This window comes from Longimicrobiaceae bacterium (assembly GCA_036375715.1).
Lineage (GTDB): Bacteria > Gemmatimonadota > Gemmatimonadetes > Longimicrobiales > Longimicrobiaceae > DASVBS01.
In genome coordinates this window covers 64818-82424 of the sequence record DASVBS010000028.1, presented here as the reverse complement: position 1 = coordinate 82424, position 17607 = coordinate 64818, and the positions used below count along the sequence as shown (strand labels likewise).

The 17607-nt window shown below is 67.6% G+C and carries 17 protein-coding genes; 16 read left to right on the top strand and 1 reads right to left on the bottom strand.

What is annotated here, in order from left to right; genetic code table 11:
* Positions 1-11: 11 nt before the first annotated feature.
* Positions 12-656, bottom strand: a complete 645-nt coding sequence (locus VF167_05220) for a hemolysin III family protein (protein ID HEX6924804.1) — start codon at positions 654-656, stop codon at positions 12-14.
* 210 nt (positions 657-866) lie between these two features.
* Between VF167_05220 and VF167_05215 the strand changes: the two genes are divergently transcribed.
* The 16 genes from VF167_05215 to VF167_05140 all read left to right on the top strand — a co-directional run bounded on the left by VF167_05215 (position 867) and on the right by VF167_05140 (position 17520).
* Positions 867-1334 (top strand): hypothetical protein, encoded by a 468-nt coding sequence (locus VF167_05215; protein HEX6924803.1) that lies wholly within the window; start codon positions 867-869, stop codon positions 1332-1334.
* Complete coding sequence (locus tag VF167_05210) at positions 1331-1822, top strand: pyridoxamine 5'-phosphate oxidase family protein (GenBank protein HEX6924802.1); 492 nt, start codon at positions 1331-1333, stop codon at positions 1820-1822. Before VF167_05215 ends, VF167_05210 begins: the two co-directional genes overlap by 4 nt.
* Positions 1823-2051: 229 nt before the next feature.
* Entirely contained in the window at positions 2052-3257 is a 1206-nt protein-coding gene (locus tag VF167_05205; GenBank protein HEX6924801.1) for a TIGR04053 family radical SAM/SPASM domain-containing protein, read from the top strand.
* The gene (locus tag VF167_05200) at positions 3254-4498 is read left to right on the top strand and encodes a radical SAM protein (protein HEX6924800.1); all 1245 of its coding nucleotides are present in this window, start codon (positions 3254-3256) and stop codon (positions 4496-4498) included. The genes VF167_05205 and VF167_05200 overlap by 4 nt, the downstream gene beginning before the upstream one ends.
* Positions 4499-4546: 48 nt before the next feature.
* On the top strand, positions 4547-5365 hold the full coding sequence (thiM, locus tag VF167_05195) for a hydroxyethylthiazole kinase (GenBank protein ID HEX6924799.1): 819 nt from the start codon (positions 4547-4549) through the stop codon (positions 5363-5365).
* A 416-nt stretch (positions 5366-5781) separates the two neighbouring features.
* Positions 5782-6990: an alcohol dehydrogenase catalytic domain-containing protein gene (locus tag VF167_05190; GenBank protein HEX6924798.1), complete on the top strand. Its 1209-nt coding sequence runs from the start codon at positions 5782-5784 to the stop codon at positions 6988-6990.
* Positions 6990-7715 carry a (Fe-S)-binding protein gene (locus VF167_05185; GenBank protein ID HEX6924797.1) on the top strand — a complete coding sequence of 242 codons (726 nt, stop codon included), beginning with the start codon at positions 6990-6992 and terminating at the stop codon, positions 7713-7715. Before VF167_05190 ends, VF167_05185 begins: the two co-directional genes overlap by 1 nt.
* 74 nt (positions 7716-7789) lie before the next feature.
* Positions 7790-9307, top strand: a complete 1518-nt coding sequence (locus tag VF167_05180; GenBank protein HEX6924796.1) for a LutB/LldF family L-lactate oxidation iron-sulfur protein — start codon at positions 7790-7792, stop codon at positions 9305-9307.
* The gene (locus VF167_05175; protein HEX6924795.1) at positions 9304-10101 is read left to right on the top strand and encodes a lactate utilization protein; all 798 of its coding nucleotides are present in this window, start codon (positions 9304-9306) and stop codon (positions 10099-10101) included. Before VF167_05180 ends, VF167_05175 begins: the two co-directional genes overlap by 4 nt.
* A complete protein-coding gene (locus VF167_05170; GenBank protein ID HEX6924794.1) occupies positions 10098-11093 on the top strand; it encodes a substrate-binding domain-containing protein in 996 nt (331 codons plus the stop codon). Before VF167_05175 ends, VF167_05170 begins: the two co-directional genes overlap by 4 nt.
* Positions 11094-11121: 28 nt before the next feature.
* The gene (locus VF167_05165; GenBank protein HEX6924793.1) at positions 11122-12651 is read left to right on the top strand and encodes a sugar ABC transporter ATP-binding protein; all 1530 of its coding nucleotides are present in this window, start codon (positions 11122-11124) and stop codon (positions 12649-12651) included.
* A 27-nt stretch (positions 12652-12678) separates the two neighbouring features.
* The gene (locus VF167_05160) at positions 12679-13692 is read left to right on the top strand and encodes an ABC transporter permease (protein ID HEX6924792.1); all 1014 of its coding nucleotides are present in this window, start codon (positions 12679-12681) and stop codon (positions 13690-13692) included.
* Positions 13693-13703: 11 nt separating this feature from the next.
* The gene (locus tag VF167_05155; protein ID HEX6924791.1) at positions 13704-14552 is read left to right on the top strand and encodes an amidohydrolase family protein; all 849 of its coding nucleotides are present in this window, start codon (positions 13704-13706) and stop codon (positions 14550-14552) included.
* A gap of 13 nt (positions 14553-14565) precedes the next feature.
* The gene (locus tag VF167_05150; GenBank protein HEX6924790.1) at positions 14566-15345 is read left to right on the top strand and encodes a glucose 1-dehydrogenase; all 780 of its coding nucleotides are present in this window, start codon (positions 14566-14568) and stop codon (positions 15343-15345) included.
* 10 nt (positions 15346-15355) lie between these two features.
* A complete protein-coding gene (locus tag VF167_05145) occupies positions 15356-16216 on the top strand; it encodes a fumarylacetoacetate hydrolase family protein (GenBank protein HEX6924789.1) in 861 nt (286 codons plus the stop codon).
* A gap of 14 nt (positions 16217-16230) precedes the next feature.
* Positions 16231-17520 (top strand): L-fuconate dehydratase, encoded by a 1290-nt coding sequence (locus VF167_05140; protein HEX6924788.1) that lies wholly within the window; start codon positions 16231-16233, stop codon positions 17518-17520.
* Positions 17521-17607 lie beyond the last annotated feature (87 nt).

Here is a 17607-nt window from a genome sequence, read left to right as displayed (position 1 = left end):
GAGGGCCGGCCTCAGGTGAGGGCAGTCGCCACCTGGCTCGCCACGGCGATGAAATGGCAGGCGCTCCCCGCCAGGACGAACAGGTGCCACACCGCGTGCGAGAAGGGAATGCGCCTGCAGTGATAGAACGCGGTACCCATCGTATAGGCGAGGCCACCGGCGAGCAACCAGAGGAGGGTCTCGAGCGGGACCGCCTCGACGAAGGGACGCACGGCCACGATCACCAGCCATCCCATCCCGAGGTAGATCGCCGTTGAGAGACGCTTCAGCCGCCCGGTGAAGAAGAGCTTGAAGACGACGCCGGCGACAGCCAGGGCCCACACCAGGCCGAAGAGGCTCCACCCCCAAGCGCCGCGCAGCGTCACCAGGGTGAAGGGCGTGTAGGTCCCGGCAATGAGCAGGAAGATCGCGCAGTGGTCGACCACCCGTAGCCGCGCGCGGGCGATTTCCCGCCTTACGGCATGGTAGAGGGTGGACGATGTGTACAGCATGAAAAGGGTGAGGCTGAAGACGACGGCACTCAGCAGCTGCCAGCCATCGCCGCGCGCCGCCGCTAAGGTGATGAGGGCGCCTCCGCCCGCCACACTGGCGAGCGCACCCAGCCCGTGGGTCAGCGCGCTCGCCGTCTCCTCGAGGTGAAACCTGCGGTCATCCATTCGTCATTCCCGCGTCGCGCCGCCCTCGGACGCTGTTCATGCCGCTGCAACCTATGCTGCCTCCGTGTCCTGCGTCACCCGCCATCTGTGACGCCCGTCACAGCGGACGGATGAGGCTCTATGCCAGTGTGGCGGGTCGGAGAAGGTTCGACCGTGACCGTTTCACTCGCTCGAGCCACTGCGCCGTACATAGCACCTCGCGTGCCGTCTTTGACTGATTTATCTCCCTGGATTCGCACAGTTACGCTCTGGGTTCACCTCGCGGGCGTGGTGGTCTGGTTTGGCGCCGTCGCGTACTTCCTGCTCGTTCTCCGGCCGGCGGTGCGCAGCGCGGGGATGGAACGGTCGCAGTGGTATTTGCTGCTGCGGCAGGTGAAGGCGCGGCTGCGCCGGGTGGTTGGCGGCGCGCTCGCGGCCATTGTCGCGTCGGGGGTGCTCCTGGCCCATTGGCGTGGCCTGCTCAGTCCCGACCTCTGGGCCGCCGGAGCGTACCCTCGGATCTTTCTGCTGAAGCTCTCGCTGGTGGGCATTCTCGCCGTGATCTATCTCACCGCCCTGCCCACCATCGCCCGGCTGGAGCCGCCGTTGCGGCGCGGCCGGGCGTTCGTCGTCGTTCACTTCGCCGTGCTGGTCATCGGCTCCGTCGTCGTCTTTCTCGGACTCTTGTTGCACGGATGACCCGTCGGATCGACATCGAGGCCACGCGCGCTAGCGTGGCCAACCTATCGGACGGAACTCCTCCTGAGGTGGGAGTGCGGTCGATGTGTGAGGAGGAGGTGGAGAACCTTCTCCAGGAGGGGCGCTGGGGAGTTCTCTGTACCCTCCACGAGGGGCGTCCCTACGCGGTTCCCGTCTCCTTCGGCTATGACGGGACCGACCTCTACATCGCCAGCGGTCCGGGGCGGAAGTTACGTGCGCTCGAGGCCTCCCCGGGCGTTTGCCTCACGATAGCGGACGTGACGGACGGCAACCGCTGGCGCTCCGTAGTCGTGATCGCAGACGCCGAGCGGGTGCGAACCGTACGCGAGAGGCTGCATGCCCTCGGCACGATCGGTCGCCTGGTCGCTCGCTCTAGACCGTTTTCCAGGCACGACGTGCTGCGGGCCGCAAGCGCCACGGTCTTCCGCCTGCGCCCCGTCGAGATCTCTGGAAGGGTTCGTGGGTGAGGAACTCGATGGCCTTCGCAAGGAGCCCTCAGGTGGGGCGACTCCCTACGCGACCCTGGGGGAATTCCCCACAGGGGCGACATGTTCGCCCCGACGGCGGCGGGTTAAACCCGGCGTATCTTGCCCGCGAGCCCCTCGGTGGCAGCGGCCTCGATTGGCCGCAGAGGAGCTGCGCCCGCCCGAGGTGCCCGCTGAGCTGGCCGATGTTGGCAATGACTGCAGGAGCTGAATGAAGCCTGCTTCGATGGCGCGTCCCCCGGGTGGTGTCCGGCCCTCGCCTGAAGGCGTGGCCGGACGCCGGCCGTCACTCGCAGAGGTCGATTTCGAGAAGTCGCCCTTCCTGGTCATCTGGGAGACGACGCAGGCGTGCGACCTCGCCTGCCTGCACTGCCGCGCGGAAGCAAGGCCGTGGCGCGACCCCCGGGAGCTCACCACCGACGAGGCCAAGGCGCTGATCGATCGCGTGCGGGCGTTCGGCCGCCCTCTCTTCGTGCTCACCGGGGGAGACCCCTTGAAGCGCCCGGACATGGTCGAGCTGGTGCGCTATGGGTCGTCGGCCGGGCTCCGGATGGCGATGACGCCGTCCGGCACCCCGCTGATGACCCCGGAGGTCATCGCCGATCTGGCGGAAGCCGGTCTCACCCGGCTGGCGGTCAGCCTCGACGGATCCACGGCCGAGATTCACGACGGCTTTCGCGGGGTCGACGGCTCCTTCGCCTGGACTCTGAGGATGATCCAGGCCGCGCGCGGTCTCGGTCTCTCCACCCAGATCAACACCACCGTCACCCGCCAGAACGTCGACGACTTCGAGCGGATGGCGGAGCTGATGACCACCCTGGGGATCGCGCTGTGGTCGGTATTCTTCCTGGTGCCGACGGGGCGAGCACGGCCACAGGACCTGGCCTCGCCGGAGGAGTTCGAGGCCGTCTTCCAGCGGATGTACGATCTCTCGCGGGTGGTGCCCTTCGACATCAAGAGCACGGCCGCACCCCAGTACCGCCGGGTGATCCTGCAGCGGCAGGTTGCCGAGCGCCGCGCAGGCAGCCGCGCTGAGGCCCCCTCCGCACTCACCGCCGGCATCGGCTTCAGCCTGGCGGACGGCGTGGGCCGCGCCCGAGGGGTGAACGACGGCAACGGCTTCGTCTTCGTGAGCCACCGGGGGGACATCTTCCCATCCGGCTTCCTGCCGCTCTCCGCGGGCAACGTGCGGAAAGACGACCTGGTGGAGGTCTATCGCCACCACCCGCTCTTCCGGGCTTTACGCGACCCTGATCGCCTGAAAGGGAAGTGTGGCGTCTGTGAGTACAGGAGTCTCTGTGGCGGCTCCCGCGCCCGCGCCTACGCCCTCACCGGAGACCCACTGGCCGCCGACCCCTACTGCGTGCACATCCCGGCCCGCTGGGCCACGCGAAACGAACCCTCGACGGACACATGATCAGCATCTCCCGCCTCTACGCAGGTCGCAACACCCCCTCCGACGGTCTGCGATACGGAGTTCAGCGGACGGAGGGGGTGCGCGCCCGCGACATCGTCACCGCAACGCCGCCGCGCAGCGCGGCAGAGCGCCGTCCGGTGGTGGTATGGAACGTGGGACGCCGCTGCAACCTGCACTGCGTGCATTGCTACTCGGATTCCGCCAACCGCCCCTACGAGGGCGAGCTCTCGACCGAAGAGGGGCAAGCCCTGCTGGACGACCTCGCCGCCTTCGGCATTCCCGCTCTCCTTCTGTCCGGCGGCGAGCCCCTCCTGCGTCCGGATATCTTCGAGCTCATCGAGCATGCCCGAAACAGGGGCTTGCGGGTCACCCTCTCCACCAACGGCACGCTGATCACCCCCGACGTCGCCAAACGTCTGAACGACCTCGGGGTGAGTTACGTCGGCATCTCGCTGGACGGGATCGGCAAGACCAACGACATGTTCCGAGGGCACAAGGGGGCCTTCGAGAAGGCGATGGCGGGCTTCCGCAACTGCGGCGCGGTGGGGCAGCGGGTCGGGTTGCGGATGACCCTCACCCGACGCAACTGCCAGGACCTGGATTCGATCTTCGACTTCATCGAGCAGGAGGGCATCCAGCGGGCCTGCTTCTATCATCTCGTCTACAGCGGGCGGGGGAACACGCGAGACGAGCTTCCGCCGGAGCTGGCGCGTGCGGCGGTGGACACGATTCTGCGGCGGTCGCGAGACTTCGCCGAGCGCGGCCTCCCCATCGAGATCTTCACCGTCGACAACCACGCCGACAACGTTTACCTGTACCTCAAACTGCGCGAAGAGGACCCTCGCCGCGCCGAGGAGGTGCTCACCCTCATGCGGTGGAACGGTGGCGGACTGTACAGCTCGGGCGTAGGGATCGCGGACGTCGACTGGCTGGGGAACGTGCACCCCGACCAGTTCTGGATGAGCCACACGCTCGGCAACGTCCGTGAGCGGCCGTTCAGCGCCATCTGGCAGGATCTCTCCGATCCCATCCTCGCCGGGCTGCGCAATCGGGCGCCGTTGCTGCATGGGCGCTGTGGAGCCTGTCAATGGCAGGACATCTGCGGCGGTAGCTTCCGCGTGCGTGCCCTCCAGGTGCACGGCGACCCCTGGGCGGAGGACCCGGGCTGCTACCTGACCGACGAAGAGATCGGTCTCATCCCGGGTAGTCGTGTGCGCGAGCCGTTCCCGGTGAATTCCTGAGTCTCGCCGCGGCCCCGGGGCAGACCCAAATAGAGCAAGGGAGGAGAGATGTACGACGCGGAAAGCGTGTGGGCGACTGTAAGGAAGGTCCGGGAGTCGGGGCCGCTCGTGCACAACATCACCAACTACGTGGCCATGGACCTTACGGCCAACGCGCTGCTGGCGTTCGGCGCCTCTCCGGCCATGGTGCACGCGGAGGAGGAGGTCCGTGATTTCGTGGGGATCTCGGCGGCCCTGGTGATCAACATCGGGACGTTGTCGCCCTCCTGGGTGCGGTCCATGGTGCGCGCGGCCGAGACCGCGCTCTCCCGGGGAGTTCCATGGGTGCTCGACCCGGTGGGGGCGGGAGCGACCCCGTATCGAACTTCCGTAGCGCGCGATCTCAGCCGCCGACGCCCCGCGGTGCTCCGCGGGAACGCCTCGGAGATCCTGGCCGTGGCGGGAGAGAGCGAGATCACCACGCGGGGAGTGGACAGCGTGCACGGCTCGGAGCACGCGGTGGAGGTGGCGCGGGATCTCGCGAGCCATCTCGAGTGCGTGGTCGCAGTCACCGGCGCGACCGATTATGTGACCGACGGCGCGCGAGTGGTGAGTGTGACCAGCGGACACCCGATGATGACCAAGGTCACCGCGCTCGGCTGCACGGCCAGTGCTTTGATTGGCGCCTGCCTGGCGGTGGAGCAGGATGCTCTGCTCGCCGCGGCGCATGCGCTTGCGGCTCTGGGGGTCTGCGGGGACTATGCGGCGGAGCAGTCGGATGGCCCCGGCACGCTTCGCTGGCGCCTCCTCGATGCCCTCTACGTGATGGACGATCGTACGCTGGCTCGCGCCCGCATCGAGGAGGTCCGCTCGGCCAGCGCCGCTTGACGGACCCTCGGATCCCCCTTCCGAGCCGCCCCATTCCGGCCGCCGTAGCTTCGTGCCTTGCCGGGCGGCGCGGGAGCAAGCCTCTTCCGCCTGGCAATCGCGACCGAGAGCTCGGACGGGCTCCGGAGAGTGATCTGTCATCCATGCGAGCGGGTCGTTGCGACACGCATGTGCTCCTCCTGTGAAGGCGGTCACAGAGAGCATATGACGCAACGGCCCGCTTCCCTACGGTATCAGAGCGCAGCCAGGGATCGCGCGCCGCCACGGTGCCTGTACACGATCCTTCGCGCTGCCCCTGCGGGGCTTCGCTCAGGACGACAGGGTCACTCTGCGGGGGCTGCCCGCGTGTTGCGTGGCCCCTCCCCCTGGCCTACAATCCTGCTCCGAGCCTGCCCTTCAACGGACCGAGTCACCGCATGCCCGAGCGCGAACTCACCGTCCCCCGCGCCGGTCCGGCCGCGACGATGCAGGCGGCCGTGCTCGAGGACGTAGGGAAGCTGGTCGTGCGCGACGTACCCGTTCCGCCTCTGCCTGCCGGGGAGGTGCGGGTCCGCGTGCAGGCCGTCGGACTGTGCGGAACCGACGTGCATATCTACGCGGGGCACGCCAACTACCACCGCGACCACCGCGGACGTGTCGTTCCGCTTTCGGAGGCGCCCCAGATACTGGGGCACGAGATCACCGGAGTGGTGGAGGAGGTTGGCGCGGGGGTGACTGATGTCCGGCCGGGTGACCGTGTGGTGGTGGACCAGGGCCGAACGTGCGTCGGGACGGGCCGCTCGCCGCGTTGCGAGTACTGCGAGACCGGCGACTCGCACCAATGTGAGTTCTACGCGGAGCACGGGATCACGGGCCTGCCGGGCGGACTGGCGGAGTACGTGATCGTCCCCGCGCTCAACGTGATACCGGTCACAGGGGCACTCCCCCCGGAGGAGGCGGCGCTGACGGAGCCGCTGGGCTGTATCGTTCACTCCTGCGAGTTGCTGGTGGGCGCCGTGGCCCGTTACCGCTTCGGTGGCGAGCGCCCGATCCGCACCGTCCTGATTCTCGGGGCCGGCCCCGCTGGTTTGCTGTTCACTCAATATCTTCGGCGGGTGCTGGGCTTCGAGGGTCTGCTCCTGGCGGTGGAGCCCAACGCGCGCAAGCGGGAGTTGGCCCGACGCTTCGGCGCGGAGGTCATCGATCCAGCTGAAGTGGATCCCTCGCAGGCGGTACAGGAGCGCACGGGCGGACGCCGCGTCGAGCTGGTCATCGAGGCTTCCGGGTCGGCGACCGCCTTCGCGGCGATTCCGGAGCTGGCGCGGAAGCAGGCGACCATCCTGCTCTATGGACACGGCCACTCGGGAAAGGATCTGAGCACCATGAGCGGGGTGCAGTTTCTCGAGCCGACGCTGCTCACCCCGGCCGGGGCGTCCGGCGACTTTCTGGAAGACGGCCGTCCGCGCACGTACGCCCGGGCGCTGCGGCTGCTGGAGGAGGGGACCATCGAAGTGGGGCCAATCATCTCTCACCGCTATACCTCGCTCGAGCAGGTGCCGGATGCCCTGGCCCGCGACTATCGCGACCCCTCTTTCGTGAAGGGGGTCGTCACCCTGGGCGGATCTCTGAGCGGCTCGAGGGTCTGATGCGCGTCGCCCTCTTCGTTACGTGCATAGTCGACCAGCTCTGGCCCTCCGTGGGAACCAGCACGGTGGAGGTGTTGCGGCGGGTCGGGTGCGAGGTGACTTTCGACGAAAGCCAGACCTGTTGTGGCCAGCCCGCCTTCAACACCGGCTACCGCGAGCCTGCGCGTGCCCTCGCCCGACGCTTCATCGAGGCGTACGAGCGCAACCCGGCGGACGCCATCGTGGCTCCCTCCGGGTCGTGCACGGCCATGGTGCACCACTACGAGGACCTGTTCGAGGATAGCGAGGAGTGGAGAGAGCGTGCGCGGGCGGTGGCGGAGCGCACTCACGAGCTGAGCGCCTTCCTGGTCAATGTGCTGGGCGTGGAGGACGTGGGCGCGAGCTTCACCGGCCGTGTCGCCTGGCACGACGCCTGTCACGCCCTCCGGGAGCTCGGTGTGAAGAGTGAGCCGCGGCGGCTGCTCGCGCGGGTGCGTGGCGTGGAGTTCGTCGAGCTCCCCAACGCGGAGTCGTGCTGCGGCTTCGGCGGTACCTTCTCCGTCAAGTACCCGGAGCTGTCGGTCGCCATCGTCGACGACAAGGTGGACGCCATTGAGCAGGCGGGGATCGACGCGGTAGTGTCGGCGGACGCGAGCTGCCTCATGCAGATCGGCGGCCGTCTCAGTCGCCGCGGCTCTCGCGTCCGGGCGCTCCATCTGGCCGAGATTCTCGCCTCGAGCGCGTAGGCGTTTTCCGCCCGTCCCTCCTCCCGGGCGAGCCCCGCTCGAGGCAGCCCTCGCAGATCGCAAGATCAAGATAGATGAGCTCTCACAGCGTCACCTCCCGGACCTTCGACCGCAACGCGCGCGCGGCGCTCGCCGACACGCAGCTCCGTGGTGCGCTCCGGCACGCCACCAGCCTGTTCGGCGAGCGTCGGCTGGCGGCGATCGGGACGGTGGACGATTGGGAGGGGCTGCGTACCCGCGCCCGCGAGATCAAGGACCGAACCCTCGCCCAGCTCGACCGCTATCTGGAAGAGTTCGCCGATAACGCCGAGCGAGCGGGCGCCCGGGTACACTGGGCACGCGACGGCGAGGAGGCCTGCGCCATCATCGGGCAGATCGCGCGGGAGCGAGGCGTGCGCACGGTGGTCAAGAGCAAGAGCATGGCGTCGGAGGAGATCCATCTCAACGCCGCGCTCGCTCGCCTGGGAATCGAGCCGATCGAGACCGACCTGGGCGAATACATCATCCAGCTGGCGGGTGAGACGCCTTCCCACATCGTGGTGCCTGCCATCCACAAGACCAAGCGGCAGATCGCCGAGCTCTTCGTGGAGAAGCTGGGAATTCCGCCCTCGGACGACGTGGCAACCCTCACGGAAGCGGCGCGCGCGGCCCTCCGGCAGCGGTTCGCTCAGGCGGACATGGGGATAAGCGGCGTGAACTTCGGAGTGGCCGAGACGGGGACTATCCTCATCCTCGAGAACGAGGGCAATGCCCGGCTCACCACCAGCCTGCCCCCGGTCCATGCGGCGTTGATGGGGATCGAGAAAGTCATCCCCAGCTTCCAGGACCTCGACGTCTTCCTGAAGCTGTTGCCGCGCTCAGGCACAGGGCAGCTGCTGACCGCCTACCAATCGCTGATCACGGGAACGCGGCGGGCACCGGGGGACGAGGGGCCCGAGGAACTGCACATCGTTCTGATGGACAACGGGCGCTCGCGGGTGTTGGCGCATCCAACCACGCGACAGTCGCTCGCCTGCATTCGCTGCGGAGCTTGCCTGAACGCATGCCCGGTGTACCAGCAGGTAGGGGGACACGCCTACGGGTCCGTCTACCCGGGGCCGATCGGGGCGGTAATCAGCCCGCAGCTCTTCGGCCTGGAGAACAGCTCACAGCTCCCGTACGCCTCGAGCCTCTGCGGCGCCTGTCGCGACGTTTGCCCGGTCAAGATCGACATCCCCGAGCTGCTTCTGCACCTGCGTAGCCAGGTGGTGGAGGGGGATGATGCGCCGCAGGCGAAGCCGCTCGAGCGCCTCTCCTTCGCCGCTTACGCTACCCTGATGGAGCGACCAGCCCTGCTCCGGGTGGCCACCGGCGTCGGGCGTCTCGCGCAGCGCCTGTTGGGGATCCGGGAGCGCGTCGGCAAACAGGGCGGTGTGACCGCGAGGTTGGCTCCTCCCCTGGGTGCGTGGACGGCGTGGCGCGATCTGCGTCCGCTCGCCCCTCGGAGCTTCCGCGACATCTGGCGGACGGAGCTGCGCGATGCGCCTCCGCCCCAACGGATTCCGGCCGGCGTAGCCACGAGGGCGGACCGGTCTGGAGGGGACGGATCATGACGCGCAATGAGGAAGCACGCCGGAGCGTGCTTGCGGCCATTCGCCGCAGGCTCGCCGAAAGCGCCCCTCACGACGCGGCGCACGCGCAGCGGCATCAACCGCCCACTCCCGCCGACCGCGGCATGTCGCTCCCCGTCCTGAACGGTGCCGCACCGTCCACATCGGTTGCCGTGGAGCCTCTGCCGCGGGATCCGCTGGAGCGATTTCGCTATCGTCTCGAGGCCGTGGCGGGTACGTTCACTCTGGTGCGCGGATCCGATGCGCTGGTTGCGGAGCTGGAGCGCATCCTTCGCTCCGCGGGCGCCCGGCGCGTGGCGGTATCGGAGGCGGCCGAGATTCGGGCCGTGGTGGAAGGGGCTTGCGAACGGGCCGGGGCCGAGCTGATCATCGACGCCTCTCCGCGCGATCTGTTCGACTGCGACGTAGGCATCAGCACCGCGCAATGGGCCATCGCCGAGACCGGCACCCTGGTGCTCGAGTCGAGGCTCGAGCGGCACCGGTTCGTCTCCCTCATTCCCAGGGTACACATCGCGTTGCTGCGTGCGGACCGGGTCTGTGAGACTCTCGGCGATGCGCTGCAGCGTGTGCGCGCCGGAGCTGCGGAGGGTGAGGTACCCAGCGCCGCGATCACCCTCATCACGGGCCCCTCGCGCACCTCGGATATCGAGCTGACACTCGCGATCGGCGTACACGGGCCGCAGGAGCTTCACGTGGTGGTGGTCGAGCCCGGTGACGCGACGATGCCGGACGCCACCGCCAATCCCACTCACTCTCAACCGGATGGACTCACGTGAGGAGATCGCTCGCTGCCCTCACCCTGCTCGCCCTTCTCTCCGCCTGTGGCGGAGACGCTGGTCCCGGTGCCGCTGGCGACCGGCTGCAGATCGCAGTGATCCCCAAGGGAACGACCCACGATTTCTGGCGGAGCATTCACGCGGGCGCACTGCAGGCTGAGCAGGAGCTGAACGCGGAGGGGACGCCGGTCGAGGTGATCTGGCAGGGTCCGCTTCGCGAGGATGACCGTGAGCAGCAGGTGCAGGTGGTGGAAGGATTCATTGCCCAGGGCGTGGACGGGATCGTGCTGGCCCCGCTCGACGATCGCGCCCTGGTGCGCCCGGTGGAGGAAGCGCGCCGGGCCGGCGTGCCCACGGTCATCATCGACTCCGGGCTGCAGTCCGATCAGATCGTCTCCTTCGTCGCCACCGACAACTACCTGGGCGGCCAGCTTGCCGCAGACCGCATGGCCGAGCTGCTGGACGGGGAGGGGCGCATCATCGTGCTCCGCTACGCGGAAGGATCGGAGAGCACACGCCAGCGGGAAGAAGGTTTTCTGGAGCGGCTGCGTAGCAACTACCCGGGAATCCAGGTTGTCTCCAGCGACCAGTACGCGGGCGCGACGCGGGAAACGGCGAAGACCGCCTCGGAGAACCTGCTCAACCGGTTCTCTTCCATCGACGGCGTGTACACGCCGAACGAGTCGTCTACCTCAGGCATGTTGCTGGCGCTCCAGGACCTGGGGCTGGCGGACAAGGTGAGCTTCGTGGGCTTCGACGCCAGTCAGGCCCTCGTCGCCGCCCTCCGGGCCGGGGACATCGACGGGCTGGTGGTCCAGAACCCGATGCGCATGGGCTATCTCGGCGTCCGGACGATGGTCGATCACCTCCAGGGCAAATCCGTGGAGGCTCGCATCGACACCGGCGTGAAGATGATCACCCCGGAGAACCTGGACGACCCGGAATCGCAAGAGCTGGTCGATCCGCCGATCGAGCAGTACCTGACGCAGTGATGTCCGTCTTCCTCCCCGCATCCAGCCGATGAGCCTGTCGGCGTCACCTCCCGCACTGCGCCTCGAGGGGATCCGCAAGAGCTTCGGTCCCACCGTGGCGCTGGATGGCGTGCACCTGGAAGTGCGCCCCGGCGAGGTGCACGCGCTGATCGGTGAGAACGGGGCGGGGAAGAGCACGCTGATGAACATCGTGGCCGGTGCGATCCGACCGGATGCCGGCCGCATGGAGCTTTTCGGGAGGCCCTATGCCCCGGCCAACACGCTCGAGGCGCGTCGGAGCTCGGTGGCGCTGATCCACCAGGAGCTCTCCCTCTGCCCGCACCTGTCCGTCACCGAGAACATCCTTCTGGGGCGCGAGAGCGCCCGCCTCGGATGGCTCGATCGCGAGGAGGCGCGAGCGCGCACCATCGAGCTGTTGCGCAACTTCCAGCACCCGGAGATGGATCCGGATCGGCTGGTCGGCACGCTGCCGCTGCCCGCCCAGCAGGTCGTGGAGATCTGTCGGGCGTTGAGCGCCGAAGCCCGCGTGGTGCTGATGGACGAGCCCACCAGCAGCCTGCAACGGCGGGACGTCGAACGGCTCTTCGAGCTGATCCGGCGCCTCCGCGATCAGGGAATCGCGGTGGTGTACATCAGCCACTTCCTCGAGGAGGTACGCGAGGTCGCCGATCGCTTCACGGTGCTCCGCGACGGCAGAACCGTCGATTCCGGCGAGCTCGCCGGGGTGACGAACGCCTACCTCATCTCGTGCATGGTGGGGCGTGAGATGGGCGGGCTCTTTCCCGAGCGCCCCCGGACGCCCGAGTCGGAACCCCTGGTCGAGGTGCGGGGCTTGTCCGCGCCGCCGCGCCTCCTGGAGGCGAGCTTCGAGCTGAAGCGCGGCGAGATTCTGGGGATCGCGGGCCTGATGGGGTCCGGGCGCTCGGAGCTGGTGCGGGCGCTCTTCGGCCTCGATCCGGTGCGCGCCGGTGAGATCCGACTGCGCGGCAGGGTGCTGACGGCGCGCCACGCGCAACCGTCGCTCCGCCTGCGGCAGGGATTCGGGTACCTGAGCGAGGACCGGAAGGGGGAAGGGCTCGCGCTCCCGCTCTCCATCGCCGACAACCTGACCATGACGGCCATGGATGCCTGCACGCGCTTCGTGGGATGGCTGGACCTGGGGCGCCAGCGTGCGCGCGCCGCGGAGTGGGTGAGGCGCCTGGGAGTGAAGGCCAGGACTCCCGCGCAGCCGGTGCGGACCCTGTCCGGTGGCAACCAGCAGAAGGTGGCGTTGGGCCGACTGCTGAATCAGGAGGCCGAGGTGCTCCTGCTCGACGAACCGACCCGCGGCATCGACATCGGGAGCAAGGCGCAGGTCTACGAGACCATCGCCGCCGCTGCAGCCGACGGAAAGGCGGTGCTCATGGTGAGCTCGTATCTGCCGGAACTCTTCGGCATGTGCGACCGCCTGGCGGTGATGAGCCGGGGCAGGCTGAGCGAAACGAGGCCGATCGACGAGTGGACGCCGGAGACGGTGATGGCGGCGGCGATCGGCGATTCCGGAACCGCTGCCGCGTAGCAAACGAGTTCGATTCACACGTCAAGGATGCCGACGACCATCGAAGCCGCTCCTACCGCGCCTCCGGGCGTGCTGCCCGCCCCCGGGCCCCTGCGGGTCTGGGGTAGCCGCGTGGGTCCCTTTCTGGGACTCGTGCTGGTCATCGCGACCTTTGCGCTTCTCACCGATGCTCCGGAGCGCTACCTCTCGGCTTTCAACCTCCGCATCGTTCTCTCCCAGACGGTGATCGTTGCCCTGGGCGCGATCGGGATGACCTTCATCATCGTGAGCGCCGGCATCGACCTCTCCGTCGGTGCGGTGATCGCCCTCACCGGGGTGGTGGCGGCGCTCTCCCTGGAGAGTGGGTGGTCCCCCGCGGTGGCGCTGCTCGCGGCGGTCGTGGTCGGAGGGCTGGTGGGGTTCGTGAACGGAGCGTTGATCACGGGGCTGCGGGTCGTGCCATTCATCGCCACGCTGGGGATGCTGGGCATCGCGCGCGGGGTGGCGAAGTGGCTCGCCAACGAGCAGACCGTCAATGCCCCCGCGAGCTGGTTGAACGGCCTCCTGGTCACCTTTCCCGAGCCGGCCTGGCTGCTGGTCGCCCCCGGTGTCTGGATCACCCTGATCCTGGCGGTGCTGGCCGCCATCACCCTGCGCAGCACCGTCTTCGGGCGGCGGGTCTTCGCCCTGGGCTCGAACGAAGCCGCGGCGCGGGCCTGCGGCATCGCCACCGATCGGCTGAAGCTGTGGATCTACAGCATTGCCGGGCTGCTGTTCGGCCTCGCCGGGGTGATGCAGATGTCGCGCTTGCGGCAGGGAGATCCGACAGTCGCCATCGGTACCGAGCTGGATGTGATCGCGGCCGTGGTGATCGGTGGGGCCAGCCTGAACGGAGGGGAGGGGAGCATCCTGGGCTCCATGATCGGTGCCCTCATCATGGCCTTCCTGCGCAACGGCTGTCAGCAGATGGGTTGGCCCAACTACATCCAGGAGATCATCATCGGCGCCATCATCGTGCTCGCGGTTGCCGTGGATCGCTGGCGCTCGACCCGCGCGGTGTGAAGGAGGGGGACGTGCCCGATTCTTTCGGAGTCATCGATTCCCACTTGCATCTGTGGGATCCGGCTCGGCTGAGCTACCCCTGGTTGGAATCACTGCCCAGGATTCACCGCACTTTCGGCCTGGAGGAGCTCACGGAGGCGACACCGGGGATCCCGCTGCAGGGGTTCATCTTCGTCGAATGCAACACCGCGCCCGGGCAGACGCTCGACGAAGTCCGGGCGGTGGCGGAGCTCGCGCGGGAGGAGCCGCGGCTGCTGGGGAGCGTTGCCTATGCGGACCTCACTAACGCCGCGGAGCTTCCGCGGCTGCTCGACGCCTTCCGGGAGCTCGGCAGCGTTCGCGGCGTGCGTCACAACATACAGGGGAACCCTCCCGGCTTCTGCACCAGCTCCGAATTCGTCGCGGGGGTCACTGAAGTGGGTCGGAGAGGGTTCACCTTCGACCTGTGTGCCACGCACGACCAGTTGGGCGACGTCGTCGAGCTGGCCCGGCGGGTTCCCGCAACGCGTCTCGTTCTGGATCACTGCGGCAAGCCGGACATCGCGAGTGGCCGTCTGGACCCCTGGCGCGCCCACATTAGCGAGCTGGCGGCGCTTCCTCACGTCAGCTGCAAGATCTCCGGCCTGCTCACCGAGGCGGGAGTCGACTGGACTGAAGAGAAGCTGCTGCCCTACGTCGACCACGTGGTGGAGCAGTTCGGGACCGACCGCGTGATGTATGGCGGCGATTGGCCGGTTCTTACGCTGGTGGGCAGCTACCTGGAGTGGTATCAGTTCACCCGCCGTTTCACCGCGGAATGGACGCCTGGGGAGCGCGCGGCGTTTTACCGTGAGAATGCGTTGCGCTTCTATGGAATCTGAGCAGGGACGGACCATGGCCGGAGGCAAGCTGCAGGATCGGGTGGCGATCATCACCGGCGGGGGATCCGGGATCGGTAAGGAGATCGCCCGGCTCTTCGGACGCCATGGAGCGCAGGTCGCCATTCTGGATGTAAACGCCGAGGGGGGTGCGAGCACGGCGGAAGAGATCGTGGCTGAGGGCGGCCGCGCCATCTTCCGCGAATGCGACGTGAGCCGGCAGGACGAGGTAATGGAGGCTTTCGCGGCTGTCAGCGTCTCGTTCGGCCCGGTGGATGTCCTCGTGAACAACGCGGGAATCTCGCACGTCGGCACGGTGGAGACCACAACCGAGGAGGACTTCGACCGGATCTACGCCGTGAACGTGAAGGGCGTCTACAACTGCCTGAAGGCGGCGGTGCCGTCGATGAAGGGGCGCGGCGGTGTGATCCTCAACCTGGCCTCGGTTGCGTCGATGGTCGGCATTCCCGACCGCTTTGCGTACGGGATGAGCAAGGGTGCCGTGCTGACCATGACCTACTCGGTCGCCACCGATTACGTGGATCACGGCATCCGCTGCAATTGCATCTCTCCCGGGCGCGTTCACACGCCGTTCGTCGATGGATTCCTCGCGCGGAACTACCCGGGGCGGGAGGCGGAGATGTTCGAGAAGCTGGCAAAGACGCAGCCGATCGGCCGGATGGGTCGGCCTGAGGAGATCGCCAAGCTGGCGCTCTTCTTATGCTCAGACGACGCCGCGTTCATCACGGGAAGCAACTACCCGATCGATGGCGGCTTCGTGAACCTGAAAATCTGACAACCTTTCAATGAAGCTGATTCGTTTCGGTGAGCCGGGGCTCGAGAAGCCGGGGGTGATCCTGCCGAATGGGAAGCGTATCGACGTGTCGGGCTTCGGGTCCGATTTCGACGAGATCTTCTTCGGCGGCCACGGCGTGGAGCGGTTGGCGGAGTGGGTCGATCGGCACGGTGCTACGGCTCCGGAAGTGGGAGACGACGTGCGGCTGGGACCGCCCGTTGCTCGACCGGGCAAGATCATCTGCATCGGTCTCAACTTCCGCGATCACGCGGAGGAGTCGAACATGGAGCTGCCGAAGGAGCCGGTGGTCTTCTTCAAGGCCACCAGCGCGCTCTGTGGCCCGAACGACGACGTCATCATCCCGCGGGGCAGCCAGAAGACGGACTGGGAGGTGGAGCTGGCGGTGGTGATCGGCCGCCCCGCGCTATACGTCTCGGAGGAAGACGCCATGCAGCACGTCGCCGGTTACGCGCTGCACAACGATTACTCCGAGCGTGCCTTCCAGCTCGAGCGGGGGGGACAGTGGGTGAAGGGTAAGAGCTGTGACACCTTCGCGCCGCTCGGGCCTTTCGTCGCCACTCCGGACGAGATCGCCGACCTCGACAACCTGCGGATGTGGTTGAAGGTGAACGGGGAGACGATGCAGGATGGCACGACGGCGGACATGGTCTTCAAGATCCCGACGCTGATCAGCTACCTGAGCCAGTTCATGTCCCTGCGCCCGGGCGACATCATCTCCACGGGCACACCCGCCGGCGTCGGTCTGGGCCAGAAGCCACCCCGCTATCTCAAGGACGGCGACGTGGTCGAATTGGGGATCGAGGGGCTGGGTTCCGCCCGGCAACGGCTCCGCGCCTGGGGCTCGAACTGACGCGCCTGGCGACGATGACCCGGATCACCCATGTCGACGTCGTCGACGTTCGCTTCCCCACCTCGCTGGGGCGCCACGGGTCCGATGCGATGCATCCGGACCCGGATTACTCCGCGGCGTACGTGATCCTGCATACGGACCGGTCGGACGGGCTCAGTGGCCACGGTCTTACGTTCACCCTGGGACGGGGCAACGAGCTCTGCGTGGCGGCGGTGCGGTCGCTCTCGCCGCTCTTCGTCGGTCTCACGCTGGAGGAGATTCGCGCCGACATGCGGGGCTTCTGGCGCCGGCTCACGTCGGAATCGCAGCTCCGCTGGGTAGGACCTGAGAAAGGGGTGATTCACCTGGCGACGGCGGCGGTGGTTAACGCGGTCTGGGACCTCATTGCCAAGGTGGAGGGGAAGCCGCTCTGGAAGCTGCTCGTCGACATGGAGCCGGAGGAGATCGTCTCCGCCATCGACTTCCGCTACATCACCGACGCGCTCACCCCGGAGGAGGCGCTGGACATTCTGCGGCGTAACCGTCCAACGCGGGAGCAGCGAGAGCAGGAGATGCTGCGCGACGGGTATCCGGCGTACACCACCTCCGCGGGGTGGCTCGGGTATCACGACGACCAGGTCCGCAAGCTCTGCCGGGAGGGTGTGGAGGCCGGGTGGACCCACTTCAAGCTCAAGGTCGGGATGGACCTGCAGGACGACGTGCGGCGCGCCGCGATCCTGCGGGAGGAGATCGGCCCCGATCGCAAGCTGATGATGGACGCAAACCAGCGCTGGGGGGTCGACGAGGCGATCGCCGCGATGAAGGAGCTGGCCCGCTTCGACCCCTGGTGGATCGAGGAGCCGACGAGTCCCGACGACGTGCTGGGTCATGCGGCGATCGCGCGGGCAATCGCGCCGATCGGGGTCGCCACCGGCGAGCAGTGTCACAACCGGGTGATCTTCAAACAGCTCCTGCAGGCGGAGGCGATCCGCTTCTGTCAGATCGACAGCTGCCGCCTGGGTGGGGTGAACGAAGTCCTCGCGGTGCTGCTGATGGCGGCGAAGTTTGGCGTCCCCGTATGCCCGCACGCGGGTGGGGTCGGCCTGTGCGAGTACGTGCAGCACCTCGCGCTGTTCGACTACATCTGCGTCAGCGCCTCACTGGAGGACCGGATCGTGGAGTACGTGGATCACCTCCACGAGCACTTCGTCCATCCGGTGGTGATCCGCAACGGGCGCTATATGCCGCCCGCCGCGCCGGGCTACAGCATCGAGATGAAGCCCGAGTCGCTGGAGGAATACGGGCGGGAGCGGATAACGGGGTGAAGCACCGGCGGATTGCGAATTACGAATTACGAATTGCCAATTACGAGTTTCTTCGTCCTCCCTTATCTCTGCGTAGTCCTCGGCGCC

What these genes read in the sequence shown, in the direction of transcription:
- VF167_05165 (HEX6924793.1), top strand. Translation starts at nt 11,122, where the DNA reads ATGAGCCTGTCGGCGTCACCTCCCGCACTGCGCCTCGAGGGGATCCGC.
- VF167_05210 (HEX6924802.1), top strand. Translation starts at nt 1,331, where the DNA reads ATGACCCGTCGGATCGACATCGAGGCCACGCGCGCTAGCGTGGCCAAC.
- VF167_05185 (HEX6924797.1), top strand. Translation starts at nt 6,990, where the DNA reads ATGCGCGTCGCCCTCTTCGTTACGTGCATAGTCGACCAGCTCTGGCCC.
- VF167_05205 (HEX6924801.1), top strand. Translation starts at nt 2,052, where the DNA reads ATGAAGCCTGCTTCGATGGCGCGTCCCCCGGGTGGTGTCCGGCCCTCG.
- VF167_05160 (HEX6924792.1), top strand. Translation starts at nt 12,679, where the DNA reads ATGCCGACGACCATCGAAGCCGCTCCTACCGCGCCTCCGGGCGTGCTG.
- VF167_05175 (HEX6924795.1), top strand. Translation starts at nt 9,304, where the DNA reads ATGACGCGCAATGAGGAAGCACGCCGGAGCGTGCTTGCGGCCATTCGC.
- VF167_05180 (HEX6924796.1), top strand. Translation starts at nt 7,790, where the DNA reads ATGAGCTCTCACAGCGTCACCTCCCGGACCTTCGACCGCAACGCGCGC.
- thiM (HEX6924799.1), top strand. Translation starts at nt 4,547, where the DNA reads ATGTACGACGCGGAAAGCGTGTGGGCGACTGTAAGGAAGGTCCGGGAG.
- VF167_05200 (HEX6924800.1), top strand. Translation starts at nt 3,254, where the DNA reads ATGATCAGCATCTCCCGCCTCTACGCAGGTCGCAACACCCCCTCCGAC.
- VF167_05220 (HEX6924804.1), bottom strand. Translation starts at nt 656, where the DNA reads ATGGATGACCGCAGGTTTCACCTCGAGGAGACGGCGAGCGCGCTGACC.
- VF167_05150 (HEX6924790.1), top strand. Translation starts at nt 14,566, where the DNA reads ATGGCCGGAGGCAAGCTGCAGGATCGGGTGGCGATCATCACCGGCGGG.
- VF167_05145 (HEX6924789.1), top strand. Translation starts at nt 15,356, where the DNA reads ATGAAGCTGATTCGTTTCGGTGAGCCGGGGCTCGAGAAGCCGGGGGTG.
- VF167_05140 (HEX6924788.1), top strand. Translation starts at nt 16,231, where the DNA reads ATGACCCGGATCACCCATGTCGACGTCGTCGACGTTCGCTTCCCCACC.
- VF167_05190 (HEX6924798.1), top strand. Translation starts at nt 5,782, where the DNA reads ATGCCCGAGCGCGAACTCACCGTCCCCCGCGCCGGTCCGGCCGCGACG.